Source organism: Acidicapsa ligni (genome assembly GCF_025685655.1).
GTDB lineage: Bacteria > Acidobacteriota > Terriglobia > Terriglobales > Acidobacteriaceae > Acidicapsa > Acidicapsa ligni.
Genome location: NZ_JAGSYG010000001.1, coordinates 263,157 through 287,436, shown reverse-complemented (window position 1 = coordinate 287,436; position 24,280 = coordinate 263,157). Strand labels below are relative to the sequence as shown.

The window sequence follows — 24,280 nt, the reverse complement described above, 5'->3', positions numbered from 1 at the left end:
AAATGGGGAGCTTCGGCTCCCCATTTTTATTGTGGAGAATAGACTGGTTTTGGATATGGCCATGAGGACTTTCGGAATCGCAGGGTTGCTTGCAATGGGTATCTCGCTTGCCCTGGCGCAAAATCCTACGGCCAGCGTGGATACAAGTGTGGACGCATCGGGTACCAGCTCTGCCACGCTTGCAAGCGCAAAAGCTCTAGCCAGACAGGGGCATCTTGAAAAGGCGCTCGCAGAGTTGGACGGTCTAAGCAAGGCGGAGCCCGAGGCTGCGGAAGTAGAGCGGCTGCGCGGAATCATCCTTTATCAAAAAGAATTGCTTCCCGATGCTGCAACCGCATTCGCCCGAGCGGTGGCGCAGGATGCAACGGATCAGGAAGCGAAGGAGATGCTCGGAATCACTCTCTATCGACTCGGGAGACCTCAAGATGCAATCCCTTTTCTGGAGAGTTCCAATGGGGAGCAAAAGATCGCGTCGGCGAGTGAAGGCGGCGAGAGCCTAGTCGCAAGTCCAGTTGCGAGTCCGGCGATCAACACGGATCCGAAGTATGTATTAGGCCTGTGTTATACCGACACCGGGCGCTATGACGATGCGCGACGAGCATTCGCTGCGCAGTTCGGATTCGGTGCCGATTCCGCGGAAGCATATCTGGTGGCAGCGCGTCTATTCCTGCGGCGGGAATTCGTAGAGGAAGCGGCTATCTTCGCGCAAAAAGCGATTGAGCTGAATCCATCGCTCCCTCTGGCTCACCAGCTATTGGGAGAGGTTGCTTTAGCCAAAGCGGACCTGCCTCTGGCGATAAAAGAGCTGGAGGCAGAGCACAAGCTGAATCCTTTAAACGGAGCCATGTACGACCGGTTGGGAGATGCCTATGTGCGTAACAGCCAGTTCGAAGAAGCTCGACAGGCTTTGAACAAGGCCATCCTTCTGGAACCCAATACGACCGGCCCTTACATTCTGCTGGGTGAAGCGCTGATCAAGCTGGGCGAGCCTATTCAGGCTGTTCATTATCTGAACAGGGCTGTAACCATGGACCCGGACAATTATGTGACGCATACTTTTCTTGGGCAGGCCTATCGGGCATTGGGGCAAGTGGCAGACGCAAACCGCGAATACAAGCTGGCGATCGATATCCAGCATAAGGGTGATTCAAAGCCGGAGCAGCCAAAGTAATGCAGAGAAAGCTCGATGTTCTACGACTTACAGGGCTCCTGGCGATCACCGGCGTGTGTCTTTCAGGCGCGTGTTTTTGCGGAAGCCATTCCGCGCGAGCCGAGACACCGCTGATGCAAGATCAAACCCAGTCTGATGCGACCCAGCAGGCGGCTGCCTTGCAGGGTGCGGATGCAGCGTTTCATGCCGGTTATGCCGCTATGCAGGCGGGCGACATGGAAGCGGCACGGAGCAATTTCGTAGAAGCGGTACATCTTGCACCACGGTTGCCGGAGGCGCATCTCGCACTGGGTGCGATTCTGGTGCAATTGGCGCGGCCGGCAGAAGCGATTCCGGAGTTGCAAATAGCCTTGCAATTGAAGCCCGGCGACGCGATGACATACGCGAATCTTTCGTTGGCGCAGGAAGCGTTGGCGCAAAGTTATGTGTCGGCAGGAAAGCTGCCGGAGGCTGAGTTACAGTTCCGCGCAGCACTGACGGCAACGGGAGCTGCTCCTCAGCCGGATTTGGAACGGCAGGCCGAAATTCTGGATAAGCTCGGCTCATTGCTGGCCCAGGAGAGTCGCTGGCATGAAGCAGAGGCAGCTTTCCGCGATTCTTTGCAGTACAGCCCCTCGGGGCCAGTTTCCATCGCGGCCCACATGCATCTCGGCGTCACGCTCGGAGAGGAAAAGCAATACGGGCCTGCCCTGGCAGAGCTAGACAAAGCCGTCGAACTGGCTCCGACAAATGCGATGACCCAATTTGAGCTGGGCCGAGTGCTGGCAGCTTCGGGGCAGGATACTGAAGCCGTGCCGCATCTTGAAGAGGCATTGAAACTAAGTCCAGACCTGCGCGGCGCAGCATTGGCACTGGCAATGGCCCATCAGCGCCTCGGTAAACAGGAGGAGTCCATCCCGCTGTTTCGCAAGGCAGTGGAGCAGGAGCCGAAGAATGCTACGGCATTCACAAATCTCGCGCTGGCGCTAACCGAGACAGGCAAAGCGCGCGAATCGATTCCGTTTTACGAGCAGGCGCTGGCAATCACGCCAAACGATCCGGTCGTGCATGAGGATCTGGGAGTGGCTTATCTTCAGCAGTCGGATTTCGACAACGCCATTGCGCAGTTTGAAAAGGCACGGACACTGGACTCGGCCAATCCGCAACTGCATTACGACCTGGGGCTGGCTTACAAACTCAAAGATCGTGTCAATGACGCCATTGTCGAACTGAGCAGGGCAGCTAGCCTCGATCCCACTCTGTCCGACCCACCGTATACGCTTGGAATCCTGTATATGCAGGTGGGTCGTCTGGAGGAAGCGGCGACCCAGTTACATGTAGCGCTTGGGCTTCGTCCAGAAAACGGAGACTGCTGGGCGATTCTGGGCAGCGTACTCAAGCAGCTTAATCGGCCTGACGATGCAGTAGCGGCGCTGCGAAAGGCCGTGGAGCTACTGCCGAATCAGCCCGGTCCGCACATCACGCTTGCCGGGGTGCTGTCCGAGCAGGGCAAGCATGATGAGGCTACGGCCGAACGCAAAATCGCGGCGCAGTTGAGCCGGTCGGCAGTGAATCACCAGCGAGCCATGTTGAACACCAACGCGGGTAATCAATTGCTCCTGCGCGGACAGGTCGCCGATGCGGTAGAACGATATATGGAAGCAATTGCCGCCGACCCAGGATACACAGAAGCGCATCAACAGCTGGCAGTCGCTTATACTCGTCAGGGTCGCATGGCTGAAGCCGAAGCAGAGAGAGTCAAGGCCGAGACTAAGGAGAAGTAGTGGCGAGAGACCAGGTTCGTTCAGGGGCAACTAAGCTTCATTTGCTGGGAGTAATCTGTGGAATTGCCGCTGGAGCATGGCTCGGCGGAGCTGAGGCGCCTACAAAGCTGGTTCTCGCCGGCCTATCGCCATTCACCGTCTCACTGTGTATGGTGGCCGGTGTGTTCGTTGCTCGCTGGACTTTCCCCACGCTCTTGCGCGGCACTTCCTACGTCTTCACCGATCTGCGAAGCAAGCCGCACCTGATCGTCTGGGCGATACTGGCGGGAGCGCTTTGGGCTGTGGGCAATACGCTGACCGTCTTTGCGATTCGCAATGTCGGCCTTGCCGTGGCGTTCCCGTTGTGGAATACCAATTGCCTCATCGGAATCCTCTGGGGATGCCTGCTGTTTCGCGAACTTCGCGGTGCCTCGGCCACGAACTGGCTCAAGGTAATCGGCGGCGCGGTGGCTATTGTGGCGGCAGCGATTATGCTGGGTTTCAGTTTGCTGCACGGTGCAAGCGGAGCCGACGGCAAGCAGTCGACGCACGCGGTAGCGGGCCTGCTGGCGGCGCTCGGAGCCAGCTTCATGTGGGGAACGATGTATGTTCCATACAAAAAGGCTTACCTGAGCGGCATGAATCCGCTTTCGTTTGTGACCGTTTTCACCATCGGCGAGTTGATCACGATGTTTACACTCGCGATCACGCTGGGCGGGGGAGTGACCCACATCCGTCAGGAGCTGATCAACGCCAAGGGTGTTCTCTTCTGGCTTTTTCTGGGTGGGTTCTGCTGGGTCGTCGGCGACCTTTTTCAGCAATACGCAACGAAATATATCGGGATCGGCCGAGGCATTCCGCTGTCGAATACCAATCAGCTATGGGGTCTGGCATGGGGAGCGCTTGTCTTCGGCGAACTGGCTAATGCGGATAGAACGCATGTTCTGCTAGTCGTAGGCGGATCGATCATCATGATCCTTGGCGCCCTGGCGATCAGTACCGCTGCCGCATCCAGCGAGGAGCATCACTCGACCGATATGGCCCTCAACCGCGAGTGCCAGCACTATGGATTGAACTATGAGCAGACCCGGTTGTCTCTGGTGGGATTGGGCGAGTCATCCACTACCGGCGCGCGCCGCTGGTGGGATTATCTGATCGTTGCAGTTGCCGTGTGTATCTTTGTCGCGCTTGGCCGCTGGGCGCAAATACCCGCAATCACCATGAACATGCGCTGGGTAATAGGGCTCTCTGCCGTGAGCCTTGTATTCCTGGCAGGAGCAGGCTGGAGACTCTGGCGGGATACCGGCTTCTTCTAGGAGATGCCGGTATCCCCGCTGAGGCGCTACGATCACTACGACCAGCGAATTACCAGGCTATGCGCGCCGGGAAGAATTCCTGGAAAAGAGCGTCATAGTAAGGCTTGACTTCTGCAAGATTCGGCTTCGGTCTGCCCTTGGAGTACAGGTCATACTGGTTGAACTTGTTGACCCACTCGAACATGGTACGGTCATGCGCGGACATCAGGTAGTCATACGCTCCATGCTTGTGCGCCGCGTAGAACGAGTGATAGCGAAGCATGTAGATGGCTTCTTCCGGAAGATACGGCTCCATGACCTTGGCTCCGTAAGCATCGTGTCCCCAGGACATGTGGACGTTGCTTAATCCACAATTCGGCTCATAGACGCCATATTTTGTCTGGAAGATGGCGTTAGTCCGATCCGGATTCGCGGCGAAATACTCCGGAAAAACAATGTGCTCAGAATAGGCGCATCCCACCGGGAACGTATCTCCAACGACCGCCCACTGCGGCTCGCCCCACAGGCAAAGAACCTTTGCCAGATCATGGACGAACCCGGCAGCAACCATCCAGCGTGGATGGCCATCGGCGCGGATCGCTTCTGAGGTCTGCAACAGATGCTCAATCTGGGTGAGGTCGGTGTCGGGGTCGCTGTCGTCAACGAGCGTATTCAGAAACTCGGCCGCCTCCCAGATGCTCATCTCTGCCTTTTGCAGCGGCAAATACTCCGCCTCTTTGGCCAGGACAAAATCATAGGTCTGGAACTGGTGGTTGAGACGATAAAATTCGGCTACTGTGGGATTTGCAGTGGCGTCGTAAACTCGAAACTCGGCTTCCGATTTACCCTCACGGTAGCGGCCGGTAACGAACTCATCCCATTGCTCTTCCACTTGGGCGGCATCGGCGATAACATCTGGAGCAACGATTGCGTGCATGGCTTGATCCTCCGGCTCGCCCTATAAAGGCGTTCACGAGCAATATTAGTCTTGAAGAGAATGCACGTGCAATACCTCACGCAACAGGATGGTCCGTTCCTCCAACTCGTTTTTTAGAAAGGGCAGAAAAGTGGTCAAAAAAATACTAAGAGATGTGCAATTCTGGGTTCCGGTCGTGGTGCTGGCGGCAGGAATCACCTTGCTGTTGTATTTCCGTTAATTTCGCCGCCATAACTGGCTGACGAGCAGACCGCCAAGGTATGTCTGCTCACCCTCCAGCTTCCACCCAGCCCGCGCCAGGGCGGAGCGATAGTCCGGCAAAGTCTGTTGCGCGAGACCCGTCAGCCAATGGAAACTGCGATAAAGAATCGCAACCAGCGGCATCGCGACCAATTTCCCAAACCAGCCTTTGGGAATAGAAAACTCCGATACCACCCAGAGTGTACCCGGCGAGGTAACAGGATCGAGACGCGAGGCAAGATCGGCGATTTCCTCGGTCGCAAGACAATCGAGGAAAAAGTGGGTGACGATCAAGTCGTAATTTCTCCCCGCAGGCGGTTGCCCAGTAAGCGGTTGCCAGGTGCGCACGTCAACGCAGTCGGTATCCAACCGGTCTCTATCCTGCGCCGCAGCCTTCCTGAGAGAGGCAAGCATGGCGTCGCTGGCATCCAGCGCGTGGACACGGATGTTGCGATGACGATCGAGAAGCCGCGCGGTAAAGCGGCCATCTCCATCGCCCAGCACTAAAGCTTTGCGGCAATTATTGAGCTGCGGCAGAAGGCGAAACCGGCATCGCGACAGGAAGGGGCCAAAGCTCAGGTACTCCATCCAGCGATAAACGTGGGCGAGGCGGTTGAAGTTCGCTGTAGGAAATTTCGGATCCTGCGTCATCCGATAGCCAGCAGAATCAACGGCGTCAACAGGACAAGATCCACGATAGTGCGCAACATCACCGGGCTCAGGCTGCATGAATTCCGATCCAGAATGCCGATAAGTCCAGCGCTGAGTGCTCCACTGGCCAGCAGTGCGCCAGCGTGTAGCTGGTGAAAGCCGACCGCGATTCCAGCGCTGAACAACGCGATGCTCATCAGCACCATAGCGGCCAGGAATGTTCTACCGGAGCGAAGCTGCCGCTCAGGCGCAGTCTCCCAGACTTCGATAGCCCGGCAATTGAGCCATGCCAATGCAATGAAACATAGAATCGGCAGGAGCATTTCCACCCGATTCGTAATCATGCGCGTCAGGGTCGGCACCGCACAGGCCAGGGTAAAGATAACGCCGACGAGGAGCTCTTTCATTGGAAAATTTGCGGGAACAATGCGGGCGAAAAAGCTTCGGACGGAGATTCGCCGATCGCTGTGGACTCCCGTAAAGTAGGCAAGCGTGACTGCAGCGAGCACAGAGTTGCGAGTACGGGCCGCAATCGGCATGTAGTACAGAACCAGCGCCAGTGCAGCCAGTGCGGAAGCAATGGCGACAGGGACAAAGATACGATGGTGCCGCCAATGAAAATGGTGGCGTGCACGCAGCGAATGCTGTGCCCGCTTCGCATCGAGCAGGCGGTCGCCAATGTAAATCGTCCATGTCGTAAGCGCCAGAATGGCCGGCAGCCAGATGGGGAGGCTAATATGCACAGCCCAGGCAAAAGCCAGCGCCCATGTGACGGCAACCGTCGGAGCGTCCAGGCTGGTCAGATGCCAGAGCGCCGCCAGATGCGAGAAACCGCCAGCAACCCGGGCCCATGCAAATGACGCGACCTGACTTGACGAGACTTGGCCAGACGAGACTTGGCCAGACAAGACCCGGCCCAACGAGGCCTGAGCTGTGGTCTTTTTCGGCGCGGGAACGGTGGACAAAGTAGCCACGTCTCGATTTTACGACTCCACGGCGCGCTCTCTCTTCGCGCTACCGCTAACTTCGGCATTACAGGCAGATATCCGGTTAAATGGGAGATTCACGCACCACTGCCCACGCCGCTGATAAACTTGAAGTCTCTGATGTTTAAAGACCTCTACGCGCGCTGGATGTACAGTTGGGAAACGCGCCTCACAACCCGCGACGAAAACCGTATCGTTCGTCCGCTGGAGTGGGGCTTCGACTGGCTGCAGCCATTTCTGCGCGAGGTCGGTCTGACTGGCCGGGCCGAGCGTCTATCTGCCGATTTGAGCCTGGATTCCCACTCAGGAATGGACCTGATGCTGGAAATCAATCAGGCAATTCTCGCCGATAGCGATCGATTTTTTCGCTATGACAGCCCTACGGATTTCCGGTTAGAGGAGCGCCATCCGCATCTCTTCCCCACCAATGTGCGGCCCGAGACGCTGGAAAGAGACTCCCGAATCAAGCAGATGGCCGCCGAAGGCAAGATCCCGCGAGCGCAGTTTTTGCGATTCACTTCGCCGGAGCGGACACCGTATCCCGAAAACGACCTGGTGAACGCCCGCTGGTATCCGGCAGATCCTGCGAAGCAGGCAGGCAAGCCAAAACAGGCCATCGTCGTCATGCCGCAGTGGAACGCGGACGCCTTCAGCCACAACGCCCTGTGCTCGCTTTTCAACCGCTTTGGTATTTCTGCACTGCGGCTCTCAAAGCCCTACCATGACATCCGCCGCCCCTCTGAACTGGAGCGCTCGGACTACGCAGTGAGCGCAAATATCGGGCGGACGCTCTCGGCAACGCGGCAGGCAGTTGTCGATATCCGCTGTTGCGTGGATTGGCTGGAGGCGCAGGGATACGAGCAGTTTGGCGTCCTTGGCACCAGCCTCGGCAGTTGCTATACCTTCCTGGCAAGCGCCCACGATAAACGCATTCAAGTGAACGCTTTCAACCACGCTTCGGCAGCTTTTGGAGATGTGGTCTGGGCAGGTCAGAGCACGCGGCATATTCGCCAGGCGCTGGAGCAGGCAGGGCTGACGCAGGGCCAACTGCGAGAGCTATGGGGCGGCGTCAGTCCGTTTCATTACTACGAAAAATTCACCGCCCAGCAGTCGACCGAGTTCGCTAAAAAAGTGCTCTTAATCTACGCGAACTACGACTTGACCTTCCCACTGGAGTACTCGCTTGAGGTGGTGAAATCATTCCGCGAGCACGGGCTTGATTTTGAGCGTCGCGTACTGCCGTGTGGCCATTACACCACTGGCGAAACACCTTTCCAGTACATCGACGGATGGTATCTCGGCTCCTTTGTCTATCGTGCCTTCAGGGATCTGGCCAAAGAAAAAATCTGGCCAAAACCAACCGCCGTTTTACCGGATCACGAACTTATCGCGCAATAAGTTCAACGCAATAAGTTCAGCGCGGATCGACCAGATTCATCGCCATCATGCCCAGCGCCGTAATGCTGGGAAGAAAGAAATATTCGCCGCCCCGCAGCTCGACAAAGTTGGGTAGATGGGCGCAGACAAAGGGCGGATTAGCCGGGTTCGTATCGCCCTGGATAACGTACTTTTCTCCAGCAGCGTGATTTCCCATCAGCAGATCTTTCTCGTTTCCGAGATGGGCGTCGTTGCCATAATTGACCCACTGCTGCTGCACAAATTCAAACTGCCGTGAAATGCTCGCATTCAGCGCCATGAAGATGACGCCGCGTTCTACTGTGTCGAGATCAGGAGATGCGTCACTCTCCGACGCAAAGGGGCCGTAAGGCAGGCCGCGCCGGGTGATGCGTCTGCGATTGATCAGGCGGCCTTTAAAGCCGAACGCATCGCGCGGATGCACACGGCGAATGTGCGCTCCAATGGGACACCGCGTACCGGCAGTATCCTCGCCGTAAGTAAAATTTGTGCTCAGGTTTGGGTCTTGTGCGATAGCAGGATCAGGCTTATCCGGCGAGCTCTCCACGGGCGTACCGTCGCGCCATCTGCCGATGAACTTGGACGCAAGCTTCTCCCTGGCGAAGTTATCGCCCGCCCCATAACGAGCTGCCCACGTATCGAGGAAGCGGCGAAATGTACCTACGTTCTGATGCAGCTTGCGATAGACCATGAACGTGCCGTTGCTGGCCAGGATGTGCGGCACCGGCGCAACAGGCAACTCACCTGCCTCATCGGCGTAGCCGAGCAACAACTCGCCAGTAGCCAGCGGTGCCCAGCTTCCATCGGGCATGAGCTTGCCCTGGCCTGGCTGGGTGCTGCGACAGACGCCGAGATAGTCTGGATTGCCAAACCCATCCGTAAATCCAAAGTGCTCCTTGAGTGTGACCTTGCCGTCTTCGACGATTGCCGCGGCATCCTGATAGCTCAGAACGCGCGCCCCGCCGGTCTCCTGCATCAGCTCCTGCAACTGGCCCGTGCGGGCTTCGAGTGCGTCGGTAGTAAGAGCGTTGATAGCCAGCCATGCATGAACCTGTGTCTCGTTACGCCAGAGTTCGTCCCAGTGCTCATGACTATTCAGCCCGGTATCGCCGAGAATGCCTCCCCGAGCCTTCATGCCCTGTTGGAACTCAACAGGAAAGCTGATGAGCGTGGCAATTGGCAACTCCAGCTTGACGAGACCTCGATAAGTAAAGGCAACGTTAACGGTGCTTTGAGGCTTGCCCTGATCCCACGACCGCCCCGTGGTGACGATGCCGAGAAGCCTGCGAATCAGATCACGAGCACGAGCTGAGTTTTCAAAGTGAAGAAAACCGTAACGGGCATAGGGCATGTTATAGCCGCGCAGAACGAAGCCCTGAATATCCGTTGCGTTGAGCTTACTCATTGCGTCCTCCCGTTTGAATGTCACGCCGATGCGTAGCCATCGCCGGAGGAGGAACCGGTGCAGTGCTGAGTTTGCTCGCGAAATCTATAAACCTGCGCTGGAGTTCGGCCGCTGCCATGCCCTGGTGTTTAACGATAAAATCTGCCATGGCACGCTGCGTTTGGAGAGCAGTTAATGTCTCAGGAACGCTCTTATCATTGGTCGCAGCAAAGAAGAAAGTAGTCTCAATCCGGCAGGCTTTCATATAACTCAAAAAGTCCGGCAAGTTACTTGTTCCAGGATAGCCGGTGCAGTGCTTCCAGATAGCGTCAAGGTGCTGTGAAGCAAGATTGGCCAGCCCCGTGAGATAACTGTCGAGGCCTGCATCGCCGATAGCATCTATGTTTGCCTCGAAGATGAGATATTTCGAGTGGAGATGCTCCTCATGAGCGGGCGCGCCGACATAGATAACATCGTCCATGACCACCAGGCGAGCCAGATGTGTGCCGGAGGCAATAGCGAAAGGGCTTTCAGCACCTGTCGGCAGCGCAGCAAGATAAGCGCGAATCTGCAAGTCATGGGACGGTGATGCGTGCACATCGTTCAGGATGGGGCACAGCAGCGTGAGGCCGTAGACTCTGCCATTCTGATTGGACATAGCGTTTCCTTACTCGTGGTCCTGACTTGTTGCCAGTTACCTGCCTGTTACGTTCCGCTAAAAAACGATTGGAGCTTCACCTGTATCTCCAAGGTGCGCCTGTACGGAAATTAGAAACTCAAGATAGGCGTCGCGAAACTGCTCCGGTGAAAGCGATTGAGCATCATGGCTAAGAGTATTCACTGCCTGCACGACGATATGGGCAGACTTGACATCGTTAGCCGTCGCATTCGGATAGGCAGTGTAGTAGTAGTCGGTGTCGAATTGCACACGAGCAATGTATTCCTTGAAGATCGTGACCGGCGTAGAGCCAGGGAACTTCTCACTCCAACGCCAAATAAGGTCTAGACCCTTGCTCAGTACCGCAGAGAATGCATCGATGTACTGATTCCAGGTTCCGTTGAAGTTACTGAAAAACAGCAGATAGTCATACTGAAGTGACTCCTGCTTCTGCGACTCATCCAGATGTGGAAAGCGATTGCGGGGTACGATAACCCAGCGTGCAAACTGGATGAAAGATAGATTGATCAGGTCGGCTTGCAGCGGCTTGATATGGTCCAGAACAAAGAAGATTGCACGCAGAATCCACGTCTTCCACGGCCGCATCGGCGTGATGGCGTTCATTGCGTAGACTTTGCCGTTGATGTTGCTCATTCTGCTCCTGGTGGCATCAAATTGCCAGATAACAGAGCCCGGACCTAGTTATTTTGAGCAATGACCAGTTATTTGAGCAATGAAAAGAGCGAAGCTGGAAAGTCAAGAAATTGTGCCAGACCGAACGCTCTCTGTATAGAAAAATGTCAGAGTGTTCAATATTTCTATCTTGTCTTCCTGCCTATCGAACGACTTATAGAGATTGCTTACGGCAGTTTGTCGAGATCGAGGCGCAGTAATTTCGCGGGGTCAAGCATCGCCCCCTGCCAGCGAATAGCCCAGTGCAGATGCGGACCAGTGACGCGACCAGTCGCTCCGCTAAGACCAAGACGCTGCCCCTGGGAGACATGCTCGCCCGGTCTTACGTCGATCCGCGAGAGATGCATGGAAATACTCATCAGCCCCAGGCCATGATCAATCATGACGCAGTTGCCTTCGTAGTAGAGCGGCTGCGCGAGTACAACCACACCGGAGTTTCCCGCCATGATCGGCGTACCGAATGCAGCGCGAAAATCCATGCCTTTGTGAATGCTCGCCAGCTTCCCGTTGAACATGCGTCGTGTGCCAAAGCTATCCGTCGGCGCAGCTCTCACCGGAGCGACAAAGCTACCCGACCAGAGCGGTCTATCTGCTGTTGTCGCAAACACTTTTTCCTTGGCCTTGGATGCCAAATCGATCTGCTTCATCTCTTCAGGCCCAGGCTCGACAAACCTTGGCGCGACGGAGAGTGATCCAGTCCGATAATGTGCCGCATGGATGGCTACCTGTGTGGACAGATCCCGCGCCCTGTCTTCCCTGAGATGAGCTGTGATGCGCAGAGTCGTGGGTACGGCTGCTGCCTCCACATCGACCCCGGCAAGCGCGTACCAGGCGCGGCTATTGTGTGCTCGAAAGAACTGTAACTTATGCCCAAACCACTCACCCTCAACGCTCGTAGCAGTCGGTGCGTCTACGCGGATCAGCTCAGGCGAACCGGCCTCGACGACCGCTGGTGTCAAAGTAACCGGACCGGAAGCCGGACCGGACGGAGTGCGGGGCTGCGCAGCAGTCTTCATGCGGCCTGCAGGCTGACCGATAACATAAGGCGAAAAGGTCGTGAGCAGAATTGCTACCGCAGCAGCGAGGCGAAAACGAAAAGCCATATCGCCAGCCTAACCTATCGGAATCGCCTGCATCGCAACGCCAAGAACATGGCCCGTATGACCATCTGTCAGGAATACAACAAGACGCATCTTGCTTTGAGGATGAGCCCCTGCTGGTAAGCTGATTCGAATCGGAAGTTTATCCAGCGGGCCAGCCGTTTTGCGTATTTCGATAAGAGTACGGACCACCGCGACATGACGCAGATCGCGTCCCTGATTCTCACCTCTCAGCACAGAGGATCGGTCGGAATCATCCGCCAGCGCAGCCATGAGAATCGCCTTTGGAAACGCGCCTGTTTGCACTTGTGCCGTCACAGCATTGTCTGACCACCGCACATCCTCAAGCGAGATCAGGACTTTTGGCTTCGTCGCGGCTGACTCAACCGCATGTACGAGCTTTGCTCGATCGCTGCCGACCACTTCGTATTCCCCGTCGACCACCGCCTGCGGCGTGTACACGCCCGACAAACTAAAACGAGAGCCGTATTCATTCTGGCGGTCAGTAAAAGCCTGTGACGAAAACGGATCATGCCAGCCAAGATCATTCCAGTAACTGACATGTTCGCTGAGTACGATCGCTTGTGCGCCAGCAGCGAACTGCTCCGTATCGAGCTGGCCCAGTAGCGCGTCGGCTGGCGGACAGCTTGAGCAACCCTCAGAGGTAAATAACTCGACGAGAACCGGCTGAGATCGCCCATCGACACTAGCATGAACGACGGGTGTAAGAATGGCCGCATGAACCGGAGTCCATACACGTGTGAATGCACCCGTGCCCAGCAGGATGCAGATAGCTATAACGGCTGCTAAAGTCACGGGATTCAACAGGCGATGCTTCACGTTACTTCTCCCCGGGGTACCTACGTTTGTAAGATCGTGGCAACGGACAAAAGTTACAAGAGGTTACAGGGGAAAAAGCGCGTCGTGAACGAAGTACCCGCGCTAAAATTTAAATATGACTGACCGCGCCCAACTCTCTCTAGCCCAGGCCGACCCCGAGGTCGCCGCCGCCCTTGATCACGAAACACTCCGCCAGCACGAGGGCCTGGAGATGATTGCCAGCGAAAACTTCGTCTCCGAGGCAGTGCTGGAGGCGGCCGGCAGCGTGTTTACCAATAAATACGCAGAAGGCTATCCGGGGAAGCGCTACTACGGTGGTTGCGAATACTCCGATGTGGTAGAAAATCTGGCGCGTGATCGGGCCAGGCAGCTTTTCGGCGCGCAATACGCCAACGTGCAGCCGCACTCCGGCTCGCAGGCCAATGCCGCAGCCTATATGAGTGTTCTGGAGGCGGGTGACACCATTCTCGGCCTAGATCTGGCGCATGGTGGTCATCTCACGCATGGGCACAAATTGAGCTTTAGCGGCAAGCTGTACAAGCCAACGTTCTATACCGTTCGCAAAGATACCGAAACGATCGACTACGACGAGCTGGAATCGATCGCCGTACGCGAGCGCCCCAAGTTGATCATCGGCGGAGCAAGCGCCTATTCGCGCATCTGGGATTTCGCCCGTATGCGGCAGATTGCGGACAAAGTCGGCGCAAAGTTGTTGATCGATATGGCGCATATCGCCGGCCTGGTCGCGGGCGGCGCACATCCTTCTCCAGTCCCGCACGCGCAGATTGTGACGTCAACGACCCACAAAACTCTGCGTGGACCACGCTCCGGGCTCATTCTCGCCGAGCAGGAGCTAGCCACGGGAATCGACCGCTCAGTCTTCCCCGGTCAACAGGGTGGCCCCCTGGTGCACATCGTTGCGGCCAAGGCAGTCGCATTCAAAGAGGCTTTACAGCCCGAGTTCACCGGCTACGCTCATCAAGTCGTGTTCAACGCCAAGGCTCTGGCGAATGCGCTGCAGGAGGCCGGTTACCGCATCATCTCCGGCGGCACAGACAACCACATGATGCTGGTGGATGTTTTCAGCAAGGGCATGTTCGGTTCAGAAGCAGAACTGGCGCTGGGCAAGGCTGGAATCACGGTGAATAAGAACGCGATTCCATACGACGTCAATCCGCCACTCAAGCCTTCCGGTATTCGCATTGGCACCCCGGCCTTGACCACGCGAGGCATGAAAGAGCCAGAGATGCGCCAGATTGCCCTGTGGATTGCCAAGGCGCTTGAGAACCGCACAGACGACAGTGTTCTTGAAAAAATCCGAGGCGAAGTAGCAGAGACGGCGAACAAGTTCCCGCTCTATGCATGGAAGCGGCAAGGCGTAACCGTCGTAGCTTAGGCGGTTCAGAAATCATTTGCCTTCGCGCGTCGCATGAACGCACGTGGTCGAGTCGCTGACCGTCGAGTCACAGGTGGTGCCGTCATTTGAGAAAATGATCGCGCACCACCGCGAACTCCGCCATCCTGGATCGCATCGGATTCGTGGTCAGAGTCATGTTACCTGCGTCACAATTTCCTCTCTAAGAAACAATTCCCTGTAGCCGATAGTGTTTCCTGTAACTAGAATTGGGCGGGTACATCGTATCGGTTTCATCGAATCGCGGTACATATTGCCCGGGAGGAAGACATGAAAGTTCATCTGAAATTAGCTCTCAGTGCGCTGACTCTGTTTCTGTTCGCAGGTCTGCCCTCGCTGGCACAGCATCCCGGCGGCGGACATCCGGCTGGTGGCCATCCGCCATCGCACCCGCCCTCACACGGGCCAGCGGAGTTTCACGGTACTCCCCGCGCGCCGGAACAGCACCATAACTTCAGCGATCAGCAAGGTCATCCCGATGCGCCTCATGTGGACAGCGATCACGGTCACGATAACTGGATAGGCCACGATACCGGGAAAAATGATCCTCATTATCACCTGGATCACCCATACGCGCACGGGCACTTTACCGGGGGATTCGGGCCGGGTCATACCTGGCGTCTGCGCGGTGGCGGCCCGGGACGGTTCTGGTTCGGCGGGTATTATTTCGACGTCGCTCCCTTCGATGTGGACTACACCGACGGCTGGCTGTGGGGCGGCGATGACATCGTAATCTACGACGATCCCGACCATCCCGGCTGGTATCTCGCATACAACGAGCGACTGGGCACCTATGTCCACGTGCAGTACCTGGGCGATCAGTAGATAAGATCAAAACTCAATGCAGACAGGGCCTTTCCGATCGGAAAGGCCCTGTCTGTTTTTTTGCGTGCGGCCAGTTGCAATCGAACGACGGTATACAGGCTGGCGTGGCGGATTGTAGGATGAGCTTTCTCGCAAACGGCGGCCGCGCGCGTACGATCTGCGGCAAAGTCTCTGCACCTTTCGCCATTCTTACACCGCTCGATACATCCGATATTGAGGACTTTTAATGAAGCAATTTATGCTGCGCCTGCCTGCCTTTTTATTTGTTGCCGCTCTGCTTTCGGGAACCGCAATCGCCTCTGCACAAGCTGTATCCACCGTCGCGCCACCCATCGTAATTACAGGCGCGGATCGGCGGCCTGCGCAGTTGTTGAACGGCGAATGGCACTACATCGTGGACCCGTATTTCAGCGGCCTGTACGGCTTTCATGGAGCGGAAAATCCCGATGGCTGGTTCCGGAATCAGAAGCCCAAATCAGGCGACACCGGTCCAGTGGAGTATGACTTTTCCAAGGCGCCTACGCTCAAGGTTCCCGGCGATTGGAACACGCAACAGCAGCAACTGTTCTTCTATGAAGGACCGATGTGGTACGAAAAAGACTTTAGTTTTGAGCCAAAGCCGCATACACGTACGTTTCTCCGCATCGGCGCGGCAAATTACAAATCAATCTTCTGGGTCAATGGGCAAAAGGTCTGCGAGCACGAGGGCGGATTCACTGCCTTCAACTGCGACGTCACTGCGGCTGTCCATGCCGGTAGCAACTTTGTCATCGCCGTTGTGGACAATACGCGCCACGAAGATGGCGTTCCCACCATCAAGACAGATTGGTTTAACTACGGCGGCCTCACCCGCGAGGTCTCGCTCATCACCGTCCCCGATGTGTTCATTGATCAATACGACGTCCATCTCAGCAAGACTGAACCCGGAATCGTTGAGGGCTGGGTACATCTCTCGGGCACAAAGGGTGGTGTTGCGAAGATTGCAATTCCAGAGTTGGGAGTAGTGTCGACAATGGGAGCCGGGCAGCCGGATGACACAACGCCTGGCGGGGGAATCAAGATCACCATCCGGGCGAGCGCACCGGGACTCAAGCTGTGGTCCCCTGAATCGCCGAAGCTCTATAAAGTGCAGATCAGTGCTGCCAACGGGGGTACAACGGATTCCGTCGACGAAGAAATTGGTTTTCGCACCATCGAGGTACGCGGAACAGAGATTCTGCTCAACGGCAAGCCAATTTTCCTAAGCGGCATCTGCATCCATGCCGAGGCGCCGTATCGCACAGGCCGCGCTTATTCAGACAAGGATGCGGAAACTCTACTGGGCTGGGCCAAAGAGCTTGGCGCGAACTACGTGCGCCTGGCGCATTATCCGCATGACGAAACCATGCTGCGTGCGGCCGACCGCATGGGGCTTCTCGTCTGGGCAGAGAGCCCGGTCTATTGGGCGGTGCAGTTTGAGAAGCCCGAGGTTTATGCAAAGGCACAGCATCAACTGGATGAACTGATCGGCACGCAGCGCAATCATGCGGCAGTCATTCTCTGGTCCATGGCCAATGAGACTCCGCTGAACGATGCGCGCACCAAGTTCATCAGCGACCTTGCCGCCCATGCGCGCGAGCTCGATCCGACGCGGCTGATCACCGCTGCGTTGCTCGTGCATACCGAGCCCAATGGAAATCGGTCGACAAAAGTTGTCGATGACCCACTCGGGAAATATCTGGATGTAATCGGAACAAACGAGTACATCGGCTGGTATGAACAACATCCTGAGACCGCGGATACGACGGACTGGAAGATCAGCTACGACAAGCCGCTGATCATGAGCGAATTCGGCGGTGACGCAAAAGCAGGCCTGCACGGCAAAGAAGACGAACGCTGGACAGAGGAGTACCAGGCCAGCATCTTCCGCCACCAGTTCGGAATGCTCAATCGCATTCCGCAGCTACGCGGCATGAGCCCGTGGGTGCTGATGGATTTCCGCTCGCCCAACCGCGTGCTGCAGGGCGTACAGGATTACTTCAATCGCAAGGGCCTGATCAGCGACCAGGGCGTAAAGAAGCAAGCTTTCTTCGTCTTGCAGAAAGAGTACAAGGAAAAGCTGGTAGGGAAAGCTGAATAGCATTTCACGCGTTTCGAGTTGAGATTGTTGTATGAGGCCGTCCGAAGCATTGTTATTGCATCGCGATACGATTTGCCAGCTCGTGCTTGAGGCTGGGATGGGGAATCCGCGAGTATTTGGTTCGGTAGTGCGGGGGGAGGACAACGAGGAGAGCGATCTGGATATTCTCGTTGATCCTGGCCCTCGGACGGGCCTGTTAACGATGGTTAAAGTGCAGGATGATCTGGCGAGGGTCACTGGTGTCAAAGTTGACCTTCACTCTGTAGGGGAGTTGCATCCTCGTTTTCGAGATAAGGCTTTGGCGAGGCGTCATCGCTATGAATAAGCATGAATACTGATCAAAGGATTATTTGCTTCCCATGCTGGAAGCGTTTCGTCAAAAATCGATCCCAGTCCTCAAAAGCTGAAAGATAATCTAACAGAATTGTGATCGTAATAAATCACAGGAGCTAAGCATTTCGTTAAGATAGCAATAGCAAGGGAGCTGGGCGGTCGCTGCCGGTTTCTCCGCAAGGAGTAAATCGGGGGAGGAAAGTCCGAACTCCGCAGGGCAGTGTGCCGGATAACGTCCGGGACGTGAGCTTCAAGGCTCATGGACGGCCAGTGCCACAGAAAACAAACCGCCTCGGTTACTCGGCTTGATCCTCGCGGATCAGGTCCGACAGCCCGAAGGGAGCTTGCTCCTTTCGCGCCGGGGTAAGGGTGAAAAGGTGCGGTAAGAGCGCACCGCTGCTGCCGTAAGGCAGCGGGCAGGGTAAACCCCACACGGAGCAAGACCAAATAGGGAGGGACGCACCAAGGCCTGTAGAACCGGGCGGTGCGGCGTATCGGCCCGATACGCGACAGGCGGTTCAAGCTAGTGCCGAAACCTCCGGGTAGGTTGCTGATGAACGTCCGCGGTAACGCGGCGTCTAGAGGAATGACCGCACACGACAGAATTCGGCTTACAGGCTCTTTTGCTAAAGTGACGACCCCGCCAGGGTAAACCTGGCGGGGTCGGCCTGTTTAAGAGCAGCTTTCAGCTTTTAGCCGCTCCCCATCGTAGGATGGATAAATGCTATTGGTGAAATTACTCGCTGAAGGAGCCCGGATACCTGAAGTCGCACATCCGGGTGAAGATCTTGGATACGACGTATTTGCGCTGGAGGCGACCGAGCTTTGGGCTGGGCAATCCGTGCGCGTAAAGACAGGAATCGCCGTCGAAGCCCGGCATCCGGAGACCGGAGCCGGCCTGGGATTGCTGGTGCGTGACCGCTCCTCGATGGCCTCCAAAGGAATCGCCGTGACTGGCGGGGTTATCGACGCAGGCTATCGCGGCGAAATTCAGATCCTGCTGACCAATCTGACCGAGGAAGCCATCCGCCTCAACGCCGGTGACAAAATAGCCCAGATGATCCCCGTACCGGTCCTGACCGGCAAAGTAAAGCAAGTCGAAGATCTGGCGGATTCCAGCCGTCTGGCAAAAGGCTTCGGCAGCTCCGGGAAATAGTTCCGATCTGTACCCAAAAACAAAAGGCAGGATGAGCATCCCTCATCCTGCCTTTTTACGCTCAAGAGGTTAGTCCGTCCCCGAGCCCACCATTCTGGGGATAGCTCTGGTCATCGTTCTGGTAATCGTTCAAGCGATACTTCCGGCAAACCGGAACCGGATTGCCTTTGAATGCGTAGTCTCTAGTCAGAGCTACCGCCAGGGCACTAAGAATAGCTGAATCCTGGCCGCGCGGGCGCTGCTAGACTCATCGGAAGAACTCCCAGCAGCGCCGAGGCTTTGCTGGCAGTAAAGTAAGGGACGAATCCCATGCAATTCAGCGAAGCTGTCAAACTCGCACTGCAGTCGTTGTGGGCTAACAAGCTGCGCTCCATCTTGACGCTGATTGGCGTGGTGATGGGCGTGGCCTCGGTGATTATGGTCATCACCCTGACCAACACCGCCAACGACTATATGGGAACCAAACTCTCCGGATACGGAGCCGACGTTTTTACCGTCTCCCGTCAGGCCGCCGTTATCTTCAGCGCAGAGGATTACTTCCGCTTTCAAAAACGCAAGATCGTCCGGCTTGAGGACTACCAGGCAATCAAGGACGGCTGCACTTCCTGCAAAGAAGTAGGCGCGCTGCTCTCGAAAAGCACCAACGTGGTGCACAACGGCCAATCCAGCACGGATACAGAAGTGCGCGGATACACCTCCACGATGTTTTCTCTGAATAACATCAATATCGCCCTCGGCCGCGCCTTTACACAGGCAGACGAAGACCATGCCACGCACAACGTCGTCGTAGGCTACGACATCGTCGACAATCTTCTCGGAGATGGCGATCCGCTCGGCAAAGAAATTCGCGTCGACGGAGTGCCGTACATCATTGTTGGAGTGGGCGAGCGGCAAGGCAAGACCTTTGGCCAGTCGCAGGACAATTGGGTTTCAGTGCCAATCACAACCTACCAGCACACCTACGGCAGCAATGATTCAATGACCGTCTACGGCCGTGCCAACGGCGATGCCAAGGTGATGGAGCGCGCAGAAGACGAAGCCCGCGTGATCATGCGTACCCGCAGGCATGATGCTCCAGATGCGCCAGACAGTTTTCAGCTTGAAACCAACGATACATTCCTCGAAATCTGGAAGCAGATCAGCCAGCTCTTTACCTTCATCGTGCTTGGCCTGGCTTCAATTTCTCTGGTAGTCGGCGGCATCGTCATCATGAACATCATGCTTGTGTCCGTGACAGAACGTACCCGCGAAATAGGCGTACGCAAGGCGCTCGGAGCGCGGCAAAAAGATGTGCTGATGCAGTTTCTGATCGAGTCCGCGCTGATGGCCACGCTGGGCGGCGCAATCGGCATCCTGTTCGGTATTGGCGTAGCAGAGTTAATCACGCTCATCTTCGATGTATCGGTCTCGGTTTCACTCGGCTCCGTTCTGCTCGGCCTGTTCATGGCCGCGGGAACGGGTATTTTCTTCGGGGTGTATCCCGCCAGCAAAGCCGCAAAACTGGACCCGATCGTAGCACTGCGATCGGAGATGTGAGAAAACAGCTTCTAGCTTTTAGCTTTCAGCTAAAGGCTTCGGCTAGAGGCTAAAAGCTAGAGGCTAGGAGCTGTTTTTATGGCACAAGGACAGGCACGAGAATCGGTAAGAATGGCGCTGGAGACTCTGCGCGTAAACAAGCTGCGCTCCGGGCTGACGATTCTGGGCATCGTAATCGGCGTCACCACGGTCATTACGATCTCTTCGGTCATTAATGGATTGAATAATCGCGTCGGCGACTTCGTCAGTTCACTCGGCAGCAATGTCTTTTGGGTCTTTCATCTGCCAGTTATCGGAGTGCGCCCCACGACCGAACAGCTCACACGCAAAAAACTTACTCTCGATGATGTAATCGCTCTGCGCAAGCTTCCGCATGTGGTTGCGGCCGATGGCGGCAAGCAATATGTAAAGAGCCAGCAGTTCCGCGTCGGCGATGTCTCTGTGAAATACAACGGCAAAAAGGTCGCCGGAACTCTCCTGCAAGGCGACACCGCGCAGATGGCAGAAGTGAACGATCTGGCGTTGATTGAAGGGCGATTCTTTACGGAGGATGAGGATGATCGCCGCGCCAAAGTGGTTGTTCTGGGCCACGACACATGGGAAGAGCTTTTTGGCGATCAGCCTGCCGTAGGCAAAGACGTCAACATCGAGACCAGTCTATACACCGTGATCGGCGTACTCGATAAGCGCAAGCAGCCTTTTGGCGGAGGCAAAAATCCCCAGGACAACGCAGTTTTTTTCCCGCTCGGAACATTTGAAAATCTCCACCCCGAAGAAAAAAATGTCTGGGTCAGCGTGAAATATGACGACCCTAAAAACAAGGGCCTGGTCGAAGAAGAGATCCGCGAACTACTGCGCGTGCGTCGCAAGGTAAAGGTGCAGGCTGAGGATAATTTCGAAATCTTCGGGCCGGACTCGCTCTCGCGTTTATGGGATCAACTCACCTGGGGACTGCGGCTCTTCATGCTGGCCGTATCCAGCGTAGGTCTGATGGTTGGCGGCGTAGGCGTGATGAACATCATGCTTGTCTCTGTGACCGAGCGAACGCGTGAAATCGGCATCCGCAAAGCCCTCGGCGCGACCAAGCGCACCATCATGACGCAGTTCACCACGGAGGCAGTTACACTGTGCGCCGTCGGCGGTGTGGTCGGAGTGCTCGTTGGCGCGATAATCACCTGGATCGTCTACTTCCTGCCCATCGGCCTTCCCGCCTCGCTGTCCACATTCTGGGTGCTGTTCGGCTTTGGCGTTGCCTGCGGAATAGGCCTGCTCTTCGGCATCTATCCTGCGTGGAAGGCCGCCAATCTCGATCCCATCGAAGCACTTCGCTACGAATAAAAATCTCCATTAAACCAACACAATGGGGAGGCTCGTCACACAGCCTCCCCATTGCCTTGTGCAACTGCCTTGTGCGGCTTCGCTACACTGGTAGCAGAGCACATGGAAGCCTTGACCACACTCGCGCACCTGCTGCAAATTGCAACGACTATACTCGTCGTGGCCAGCATGGGTTATTGCTTATTGGTACTCGTCTCAGCCGTGAGTTTCAGGCTATATGCGCGACAAAAGCTGCCGGAGTTTGCGCCGCCCATCAGCATCTTCAAACCGGTCAAAGGACTTGACCCAGGCATGTACGAGGCCTTCCGTAGCCATTGCCTGCAACAGTATGCAGGCGACTACGAACTGCTCTTCGGTGCAGGCAGCCACGACGATCCAGCAGTCGAAGCAGTGCATCGTCTCATCGCTGAATTTCCCGAGCGCAGGATCAAGTTCGTGATCTGTCCCGAGCGCCTCGGCACCAACGGCAAAGTCTCCAACCTGATCCAGATGCTGCCTCACGCACAGCATGAGTTCCTGCTGATCAACGATTCCGATATTCTCGTTTCGCCACGTTATCTAGAACGAGTTATGCGTCAGTTCGCCGCGCCGCTTTCCGCAGGCAAAGCCGTCGGAATGGTGACCGCGCTTTATCGCGGACGCGCCCACAAAACATTCGGCTCTATTCTCGAAGCACTCGGGATAGCGACAGATTTTCAGGCAGGCGTACTCACCGCAAAACTCATCGAGCGCGGCATCCACTTCGGCCTCGGTTCGACACTCGCCGTTCGCCGCGAAGCACTCGCAGCCGCTGGTGGTTTTGAGGCCCTGGTAGATCAGCTCGCAGACGACTACGAGATGGGTGCGCGAATTGACCGCGCCGGTTACGGAGTTCGCCTGGCCACAGAGGTAGTCGAAACCAGCGTCCCTGCCTATGATTGGACAGGCTTCTGCAATCACCAGTTGCGTTGGGCCAGGACCGTACGCGACAGTCGCCGCTGGGGGTACGTCGGGCTCATCTTTACCCACATCCTGTCGTTGGCTGCAATCAACGTGCTCGCATCGGGCGCAAGCCTCCTGAGTCTCTGGCTGTTTGTGCTCGTGTTCTTCCTGCGTCTTGGCACAGCTATGCAGGTGGGCGCGGGTGTTCTGGCCGACCGGCAGGTGTTGCAATATCTCCTGCTGCTCCCGCTGCGGGATGCCATAGGTTTCGCCATCTGGATCTGGAGCTTCGCGGGGAATACCATCGTATGGCGTGGCGAGCGCTTTGTGCTGCGTAACGGGCAATTGGTTCAACCTATCGCGACCCACCGCGACCAGGATGCTGATCAGGATGCTAAGGTGAGAAGCAAATGACGGCGCCCAGCCAGACACTCACGACGATCACCCCGGCAGGCCAGCCAGCCCAGGGCCCGACAGCGACGTTGATCTATGACGACTGGTATCCGGCGCTGCGCTCCGATCAACTCAAGGGCAAAACACTCAAGACCGCCATGCTGCTCGATCTTCCGCTCGTGCTTGGTCGCCGCAAAGACGGACGCATCTTCGCCATGCGCGATAGCTGCCCCCACCGCGGCATTCCACTGAGCGTAGGCTGGTTCGATGGCGAACGAGTGACCTGTCGCTATCATGGCTGGGAGTTCGAGCCCTGCAGCGGGCAGTGCCAGACGATTCCATCGCTCTCAAGCTTCGACAAGCTGGACGCAACACGCATCTTCGCCTCAGCCTACCCCTGCGTTGAGCGGGATGGTTATGCATGGGTCTACATTCCCGGCCCAGGTGCAGGCCGCAAATCCGATATCTCTGAGCTGCGGCCAGTGCCGGAGCTGACCAAATTCAGCGACAGATATCGCACCGCCCACCTCACCGCCGATCTCCCCTGCAACGTGGATCACGGCATCATCGGCCTCATGGATCCCGCACACGGTCCATTCGTACATCAGGCCTGGTGGTGGCGTTCGCGTGCATCGATTCGCGAAAAGACCAAGCGCTTCGAACCGATTCCCGAAGGCTTCCGCATGGCAGCACACGCGCCCAGCGGCAACTCCGCTCCGTATAAATTACTCGGCGTCTACGGCGAGCCGGTAGAGACCACCATTGACTTCGTGCTGCCCAACCGCCGCTGGGAAACGATTCGCTGCGGCCCAAAGTGGTTCACCAGCCTGACCACCGTCACGCCAGTCACAGCCTCCACATGCCGCATCGATGTTGTAGCGGCGTGGAACGTCTTTTACCGTGTGCCATTCGTCACGCCGATTGCGAAGTTCTTCGGAGCGAAGTTCGTACGTCAGGACCAGATCACGATGATTCAGCAGGCCGAGGGGTTGCGGCACAACCCCAGCCTGATGTTGATCGACGATGCCGACAAGCCGGCCAAGTGGTACTTCGCACTCAAGCAGGCCCGTCTCGACGAAACCAACCGGCATCCAATGGATGGTCCCGTCGAGTTGCACTGGCGCAGCTAAGT

Annotated in this window: 21 protein-coding genes and 1 other RNA gene; 14 read left to right on the top strand and 8 right to left on the bottom strand. The window is 56.5% G+C overall.

The annotated features are described in order from the left end of the window. Positions 1-61 precede the first annotated feature (61 nt). Genes OHL19_RS01150 through OHL19_RS01140 form a run of 3 tightly spaced genes read left to right on the top strand, consistent with a single transcriptional unit; the run spans position 62 to position 4,229 of the window. A complete protein-coding gene (locus OHL19_RS01150; protein WP_263355742.1) occupies positions 62-1,171 on the top strand; it encodes a tetratricopeptide repeat protein in 1,110 nt (369 codons plus the stop codon). Further along, positions 1,171-2,934, top strand: coding sequence for a tetratricopeptide repeat protein (locus OHL19_RS01145; RefSeq protein WP_263355741.1), 1,764 nt, complete (start codon positions 1,171-1,173; stop codon positions 2,932-2,934). Before OHL19_RS01150 ends, OHL19_RS01145 begins: the two co-directional genes overlap by 1 nt. Beyond that, entirely contained in the window at positions 2,934-4,229 is a 1,296-nt protein-coding gene (locus OHL19_RS01140) for a GRP family sugar transporter (RefSeq protein ID WP_263355740.1), read from the top strand. The genes OHL19_RS01145 and OHL19_RS01140 overlap by 1 nt, the downstream gene beginning before the upstream one ends. Before the next feature lie 49 nt (positions 4,230-4,278). Here OHL19_RS01140 and OHL19_RS01135 read toward each other — a convergent pair whose 3' ends face one another. The 3 genes from OHL19_RS01135 to OHL19_RS01125 form a co-directional block, all read right to left on the bottom strand. Next, positions 4,279-5,145 (bottom strand): inositol oxygenase, encoded by an 867-nt coding sequence (locus tag OHL19_RS01135; protein WP_263355739.1) that lies wholly within the window; start codon positions 5,143-5,145, stop codon positions 4,279-4,281. A 216-nt stretch (positions 5,146-5,361) separates the two neighbouring features. Continuing rightward, positions 5,362-6,036 carry a class I SAM-dependent methyltransferase gene (locus OHL19_RS01130; protein ID WP_263355738.1) on the bottom strand — a complete coding sequence of 225 codons (675 nt, stop codon included), beginning with the start codon at positions 6,034-6,036 and terminating at the stop codon, positions 5,362-5,364. After that, on the bottom strand, positions 6,033-7,010 hold the full coding sequence (locus tag OHL19_RS01125; protein WP_263355737.1) for a hypothetical protein: 978 nt from the start codon (positions 7,008-7,010) through the stop codon (positions 6,033-6,035). Before OHL19_RS01125 ends, OHL19_RS01130 begins: the two co-directional genes overlap by 4 nt. 132 nt (positions 7,011-7,142) lie before the next feature. On the opposite strand from OHL19_RS01125, the gene OHL19_RS01120 reads away from it, so the two are divergent. Continuing rightward, entirely contained in the window at positions 7,143-8,420 is a 1,278-nt protein-coding gene (locus tag OHL19_RS01120; protein ID WP_263355736.1) for an alpha/beta hydrolase family protein, read from the top strand. A 16-nt stretch (positions 8,421-8,436) separates the two neighbouring features. On the opposite strand, the gene OHL19_RS01115 is transcribed toward OHL19_RS01120, so the two are convergent. The 5 genes from OHL19_RS01115 to OHL19_RS01095 all read right to left on the bottom strand — a co-directional run bounded on the left by OHL19_RS01115 (position 8,437) and on the right by OHL19_RS01095 (position 13,113). Further along, positions 8,437-9,843, bottom strand: a complete 1,407-nt coding sequence (locus OHL19_RS01115; RefSeq protein ID WP_263355735.1) for a Dyp-type peroxidase — start codon at positions 9,841-9,843, stop codon at positions 8,437-8,439. Continuing rightward, positions 9,836-10,480, bottom strand: coding sequence for a hypothetical protein (locus OHL19_RS01110; protein ID WP_263355734.1), 645 nt, complete (start codon positions 10,478-10,480; stop codon positions 9,836-9,838). The genes OHL19_RS01115 and OHL19_RS01110 overlap by 8 nt, the downstream gene beginning before the upstream one ends. A gap of 57 nt (positions 10,481-10,537) precedes the next feature. Continuing rightward, complete coding sequence (locus OHL19_RS01105) at positions 10,538-11,134, bottom strand: hypothetical protein (RefSeq protein WP_263355733.1); 597 nt, start codon at positions 11,132-11,134, stop codon at positions 10,538-10,540. A 206-nt stretch (positions 11,135-11,340) separates the two neighbouring features. Further along, complete coding sequence (locus OHL19_RS01100; RefSeq protein ID WP_263355732.1) at positions 11,341-12,276, bottom strand: M23 family metallopeptidase; 936 nt, start codon at positions 12,274-12,276, stop codon at positions 11,341-11,343. Between the two features lie 9 nt (positions 12,277-12,285). After that, positions 12,286-13,113: a DUF1223 domain-containing protein gene (locus OHL19_RS01095; protein ID WP_263355731.1), complete on the bottom strand. Its 828-nt coding sequence runs from the start codon at positions 13,111-13,113 to the stop codon at positions 12,286-12,288. 115 nt (positions 13,114-13,228) lie between these two features. Here OHL19_RS01095 and glyA point away from each other — a divergent pair, with 115 nt between their 5' ends. From glyA to OHL19_RS01045, 10 genes are all read left to right on the top strand, one after another. Continuing rightward, a complete protein-coding gene (glyA, locus tag OHL19_RS01090; protein ID WP_263355730.1) occupies positions 13,229-14,509 on the top strand; it encodes a serine hydroxymethyltransferase in 1,281 nt (426 codons plus the stop codon). A gap of 288 nt (positions 14,510-14,797) precedes the next feature. Next, positions 14,798-15,352 carry a hypothetical protein gene (locus OHL19_RS01085; protein WP_263355729.1) on the top strand — a complete coding sequence of 185 codons (555 nt, stop codon included), beginning with the start codon at positions 14,798-14,800 and terminating at the stop codon, positions 15,350-15,352. 226 nt (positions 15,353-15,578) lie between these two features. Next, complete coding sequence (locus OHL19_RS01080) at positions 15,579-17,471, top strand: glycoside hydrolase family 2 protein (protein WP_263355728.1); 1,893 nt, start codon at positions 15,579-15,581, stop codon at positions 17,469-17,471. Between the two features lie 31 nt (positions 17,472-17,502). Beyond that, positions 17,503-17,796: a nucleotidyltransferase family protein gene (locus OHL19_RS01075; protein ID WP_263355727.1), complete on the top strand. Its 294-nt coding sequence runs from the start codon at positions 17,503-17,505 to the stop codon at positions 17,794-17,796. 151 nt (positions 17,797-17,947) lie between these two features. After that, positions 17,948-18,434: RNase P RNA component class A (gene rnpB / locus OHL19_RS01070), an RNA gene on the top strand. Between the two features lie 91 nt (positions 18,435-18,525). Continuing rightward, positions 18,526-18,960, top strand: coding sequence for a dUTP diphosphatase (locus OHL19_RS01065; protein ID WP_263355726.1), 435 nt, complete (start codon positions 18,526-18,528; stop codon positions 18,958-18,960). Positions 18,961-19,269: 309 nt separating this feature from the next. Continuing rightward, positions 19,270-20,496: an ABC transporter permease gene (locus OHL19_RS01060; RefSeq protein WP_263355725.1), complete on the top strand. Its 1,227-nt coding sequence runs from the start codon at positions 19,270-19,272 to the stop codon at positions 20,494-20,496. Between the two features lie 78 nt (positions 20,497-20,574). Then, positions 20,575-21,834, top strand: a complete 1,260-nt coding sequence (locus OHL19_RS01055) for an ABC transporter permease (protein ID WP_263355724.1) — start codon at positions 20,575-20,577, stop codon at positions 21,832-21,834. Between the two features lie 102 nt (positions 21,835-21,936). Beyond that, positions 21,937-23,169, top strand: coding sequence for a bacteriohopanetetrol glucosamine biosynthesis glycosyltransferase HpnI (gene hpnI / locus OHL19_RS01050; RefSeq protein WP_263355723.1), 1,233 nt, complete (start codon positions 21,937-21,939; stop codon positions 23,167-23,169). Beyond that, positions 23,166-24,278 (top strand): Rieske 2Fe-2S domain-containing protein, encoded by a 1,113-nt coding sequence (locus OHL19_RS01045; RefSeq protein ID WP_263355722.1) that lies wholly within the window; start codon positions 23,166-23,168, stop codon positions 24,276-24,278. Before hpnI ends, OHL19_RS01045 begins: the two co-directional genes overlap by 4 nt. The last annotated feature ends 2 nt before the right edge of the window (positions 24,279-24,280 follow it).

What these genes read in the sequence shown, in the direction of transcription:
- OHL19_RS01150 (WP_263355742.1), top strand. Translation starts at nt 62, where the DNA reads ATGAGGACTTTCGGAATCGCAGGGTTGCTTGCAATGGGTATCTCGCTT.
- OHL19_RS01145 (WP_263355741.1), top strand. Translation starts at nt 1,171, where the DNA reads ATGCAGAGAAAGCTCGATGTTCTACGACTTACAGGGCTCCTGGCGATC.
- OHL19_RS01135 (WP_263355739.1), bottom strand. Translation starts at nt 5,145, where the DNA reads ATGCACGCAATCGTTGCTCCAGATGTTATCGCCGATGCCGCCCAAGTG.
- OHL19_RS01130 (WP_263355738.1), bottom strand. Translation starts at nt 6,036, where the DNA reads ATGACGCAGGATCCGAAATTTCCTACAGCGAACTTCAACCGCCTCGCC.
- OHL19_RS01120 (WP_263355736.1), top strand. Translation starts at nt 7,143, where the DNA reads ATGTTTAAAGACCTCTACGCGCGCTGGATGTACAGTTGGGAAACGCGC.
- OHL19_RS01115 (WP_263355735.1), bottom strand. Translation starts at nt 9,843, where the DNA reads ATGAGTAAGCTCAACGCAACGGATATTCAGGGCTTCGTTCTGCGCGGC.
- OHL19_RS01110 (WP_263355734.1), bottom strand. Translation starts at nt 10,480, where the DNA reads ATGTCCAATCAGAATGGCAGAGTCTACGGCCTCACGCTGCTGTGCCCC.
- OHL19_RS01105 (WP_263355733.1), bottom strand. Translation starts at nt 11,134, where the DNA reads ATGAGCAACATCAACGGCAAAGTCTACGCAATGAACGCCATCACGCCG.
- OHL19_RS01100 (WP_263355732.1), bottom strand. Translation starts at nt 12,276, where the DNA reads ATGGCTTTTCGTTTTCGCCTCGCTGCTGCGGTAGCAATTCTGCTCACG.
- glyA (WP_263355730.1), top strand. Translation starts at nt 13,229, where the DNA reads ATGACTGACCGCGCCCAACTCTCTCTAGCCCAGGCCGACCCCGAGGTC.
- OHL19_RS01085 (WP_263355729.1), top strand. Translation starts at nt 14,798, where the DNA reads ATGAAAGTTCATCTGAAATTAGCTCTCAGTGCGCTGACTCTGTTTCTG.
- OHL19_RS01080 (WP_263355728.1), top strand. Translation starts at nt 15,579, where the DNA reads ATGAAGCAATTTATGCTGCGCCTGCCTGCCTTTTTATTTGTTGCCGCT.
- OHL19_RS01075 (WP_263355727.1), top strand. Translation starts at nt 17,503, where the DNA reads ATGAGGCCGTCCGAAGCATTGTTATTGCATCGCGATACGATTTGCCAG.
- OHL19_RS01065 (WP_263355726.1), top strand. Translation starts at nt 18,526, where the DNA reads ATGCTATTGGTGAAATTACTCGCTGAAGGAGCCCGGATACCTGAAGTC.
- OHL19_RS01060 (WP_263355725.1), top strand. Translation starts at nt 19,270, where the DNA reads ATGCAATTCAGCGAAGCTGTCAAACTCGCACTGCAGTCGTTGTGGGCT.
- OHL19_RS01055 (WP_263355724.1), top strand. Translation starts at nt 20,575, where the DNA reads ATGGCACAAGGACAGGCACGAGAATCGGTAAGAATGGCGCTGGAGACT.
- hpnI (WP_263355723.1), top strand. Translation starts at nt 21,937, where the DNA reads ATGGAAGCCTTGACCACACTCGCGCACCTGCTGCAAATTGCAACGACT.
- OHL19_RS01045 (WP_263355722.1), top strand. Translation starts at nt 23,166, where the DNA reads ATGACGGCGCCCAGCCAGACACTCACGACGATCACCCCGGCAGGCCAG.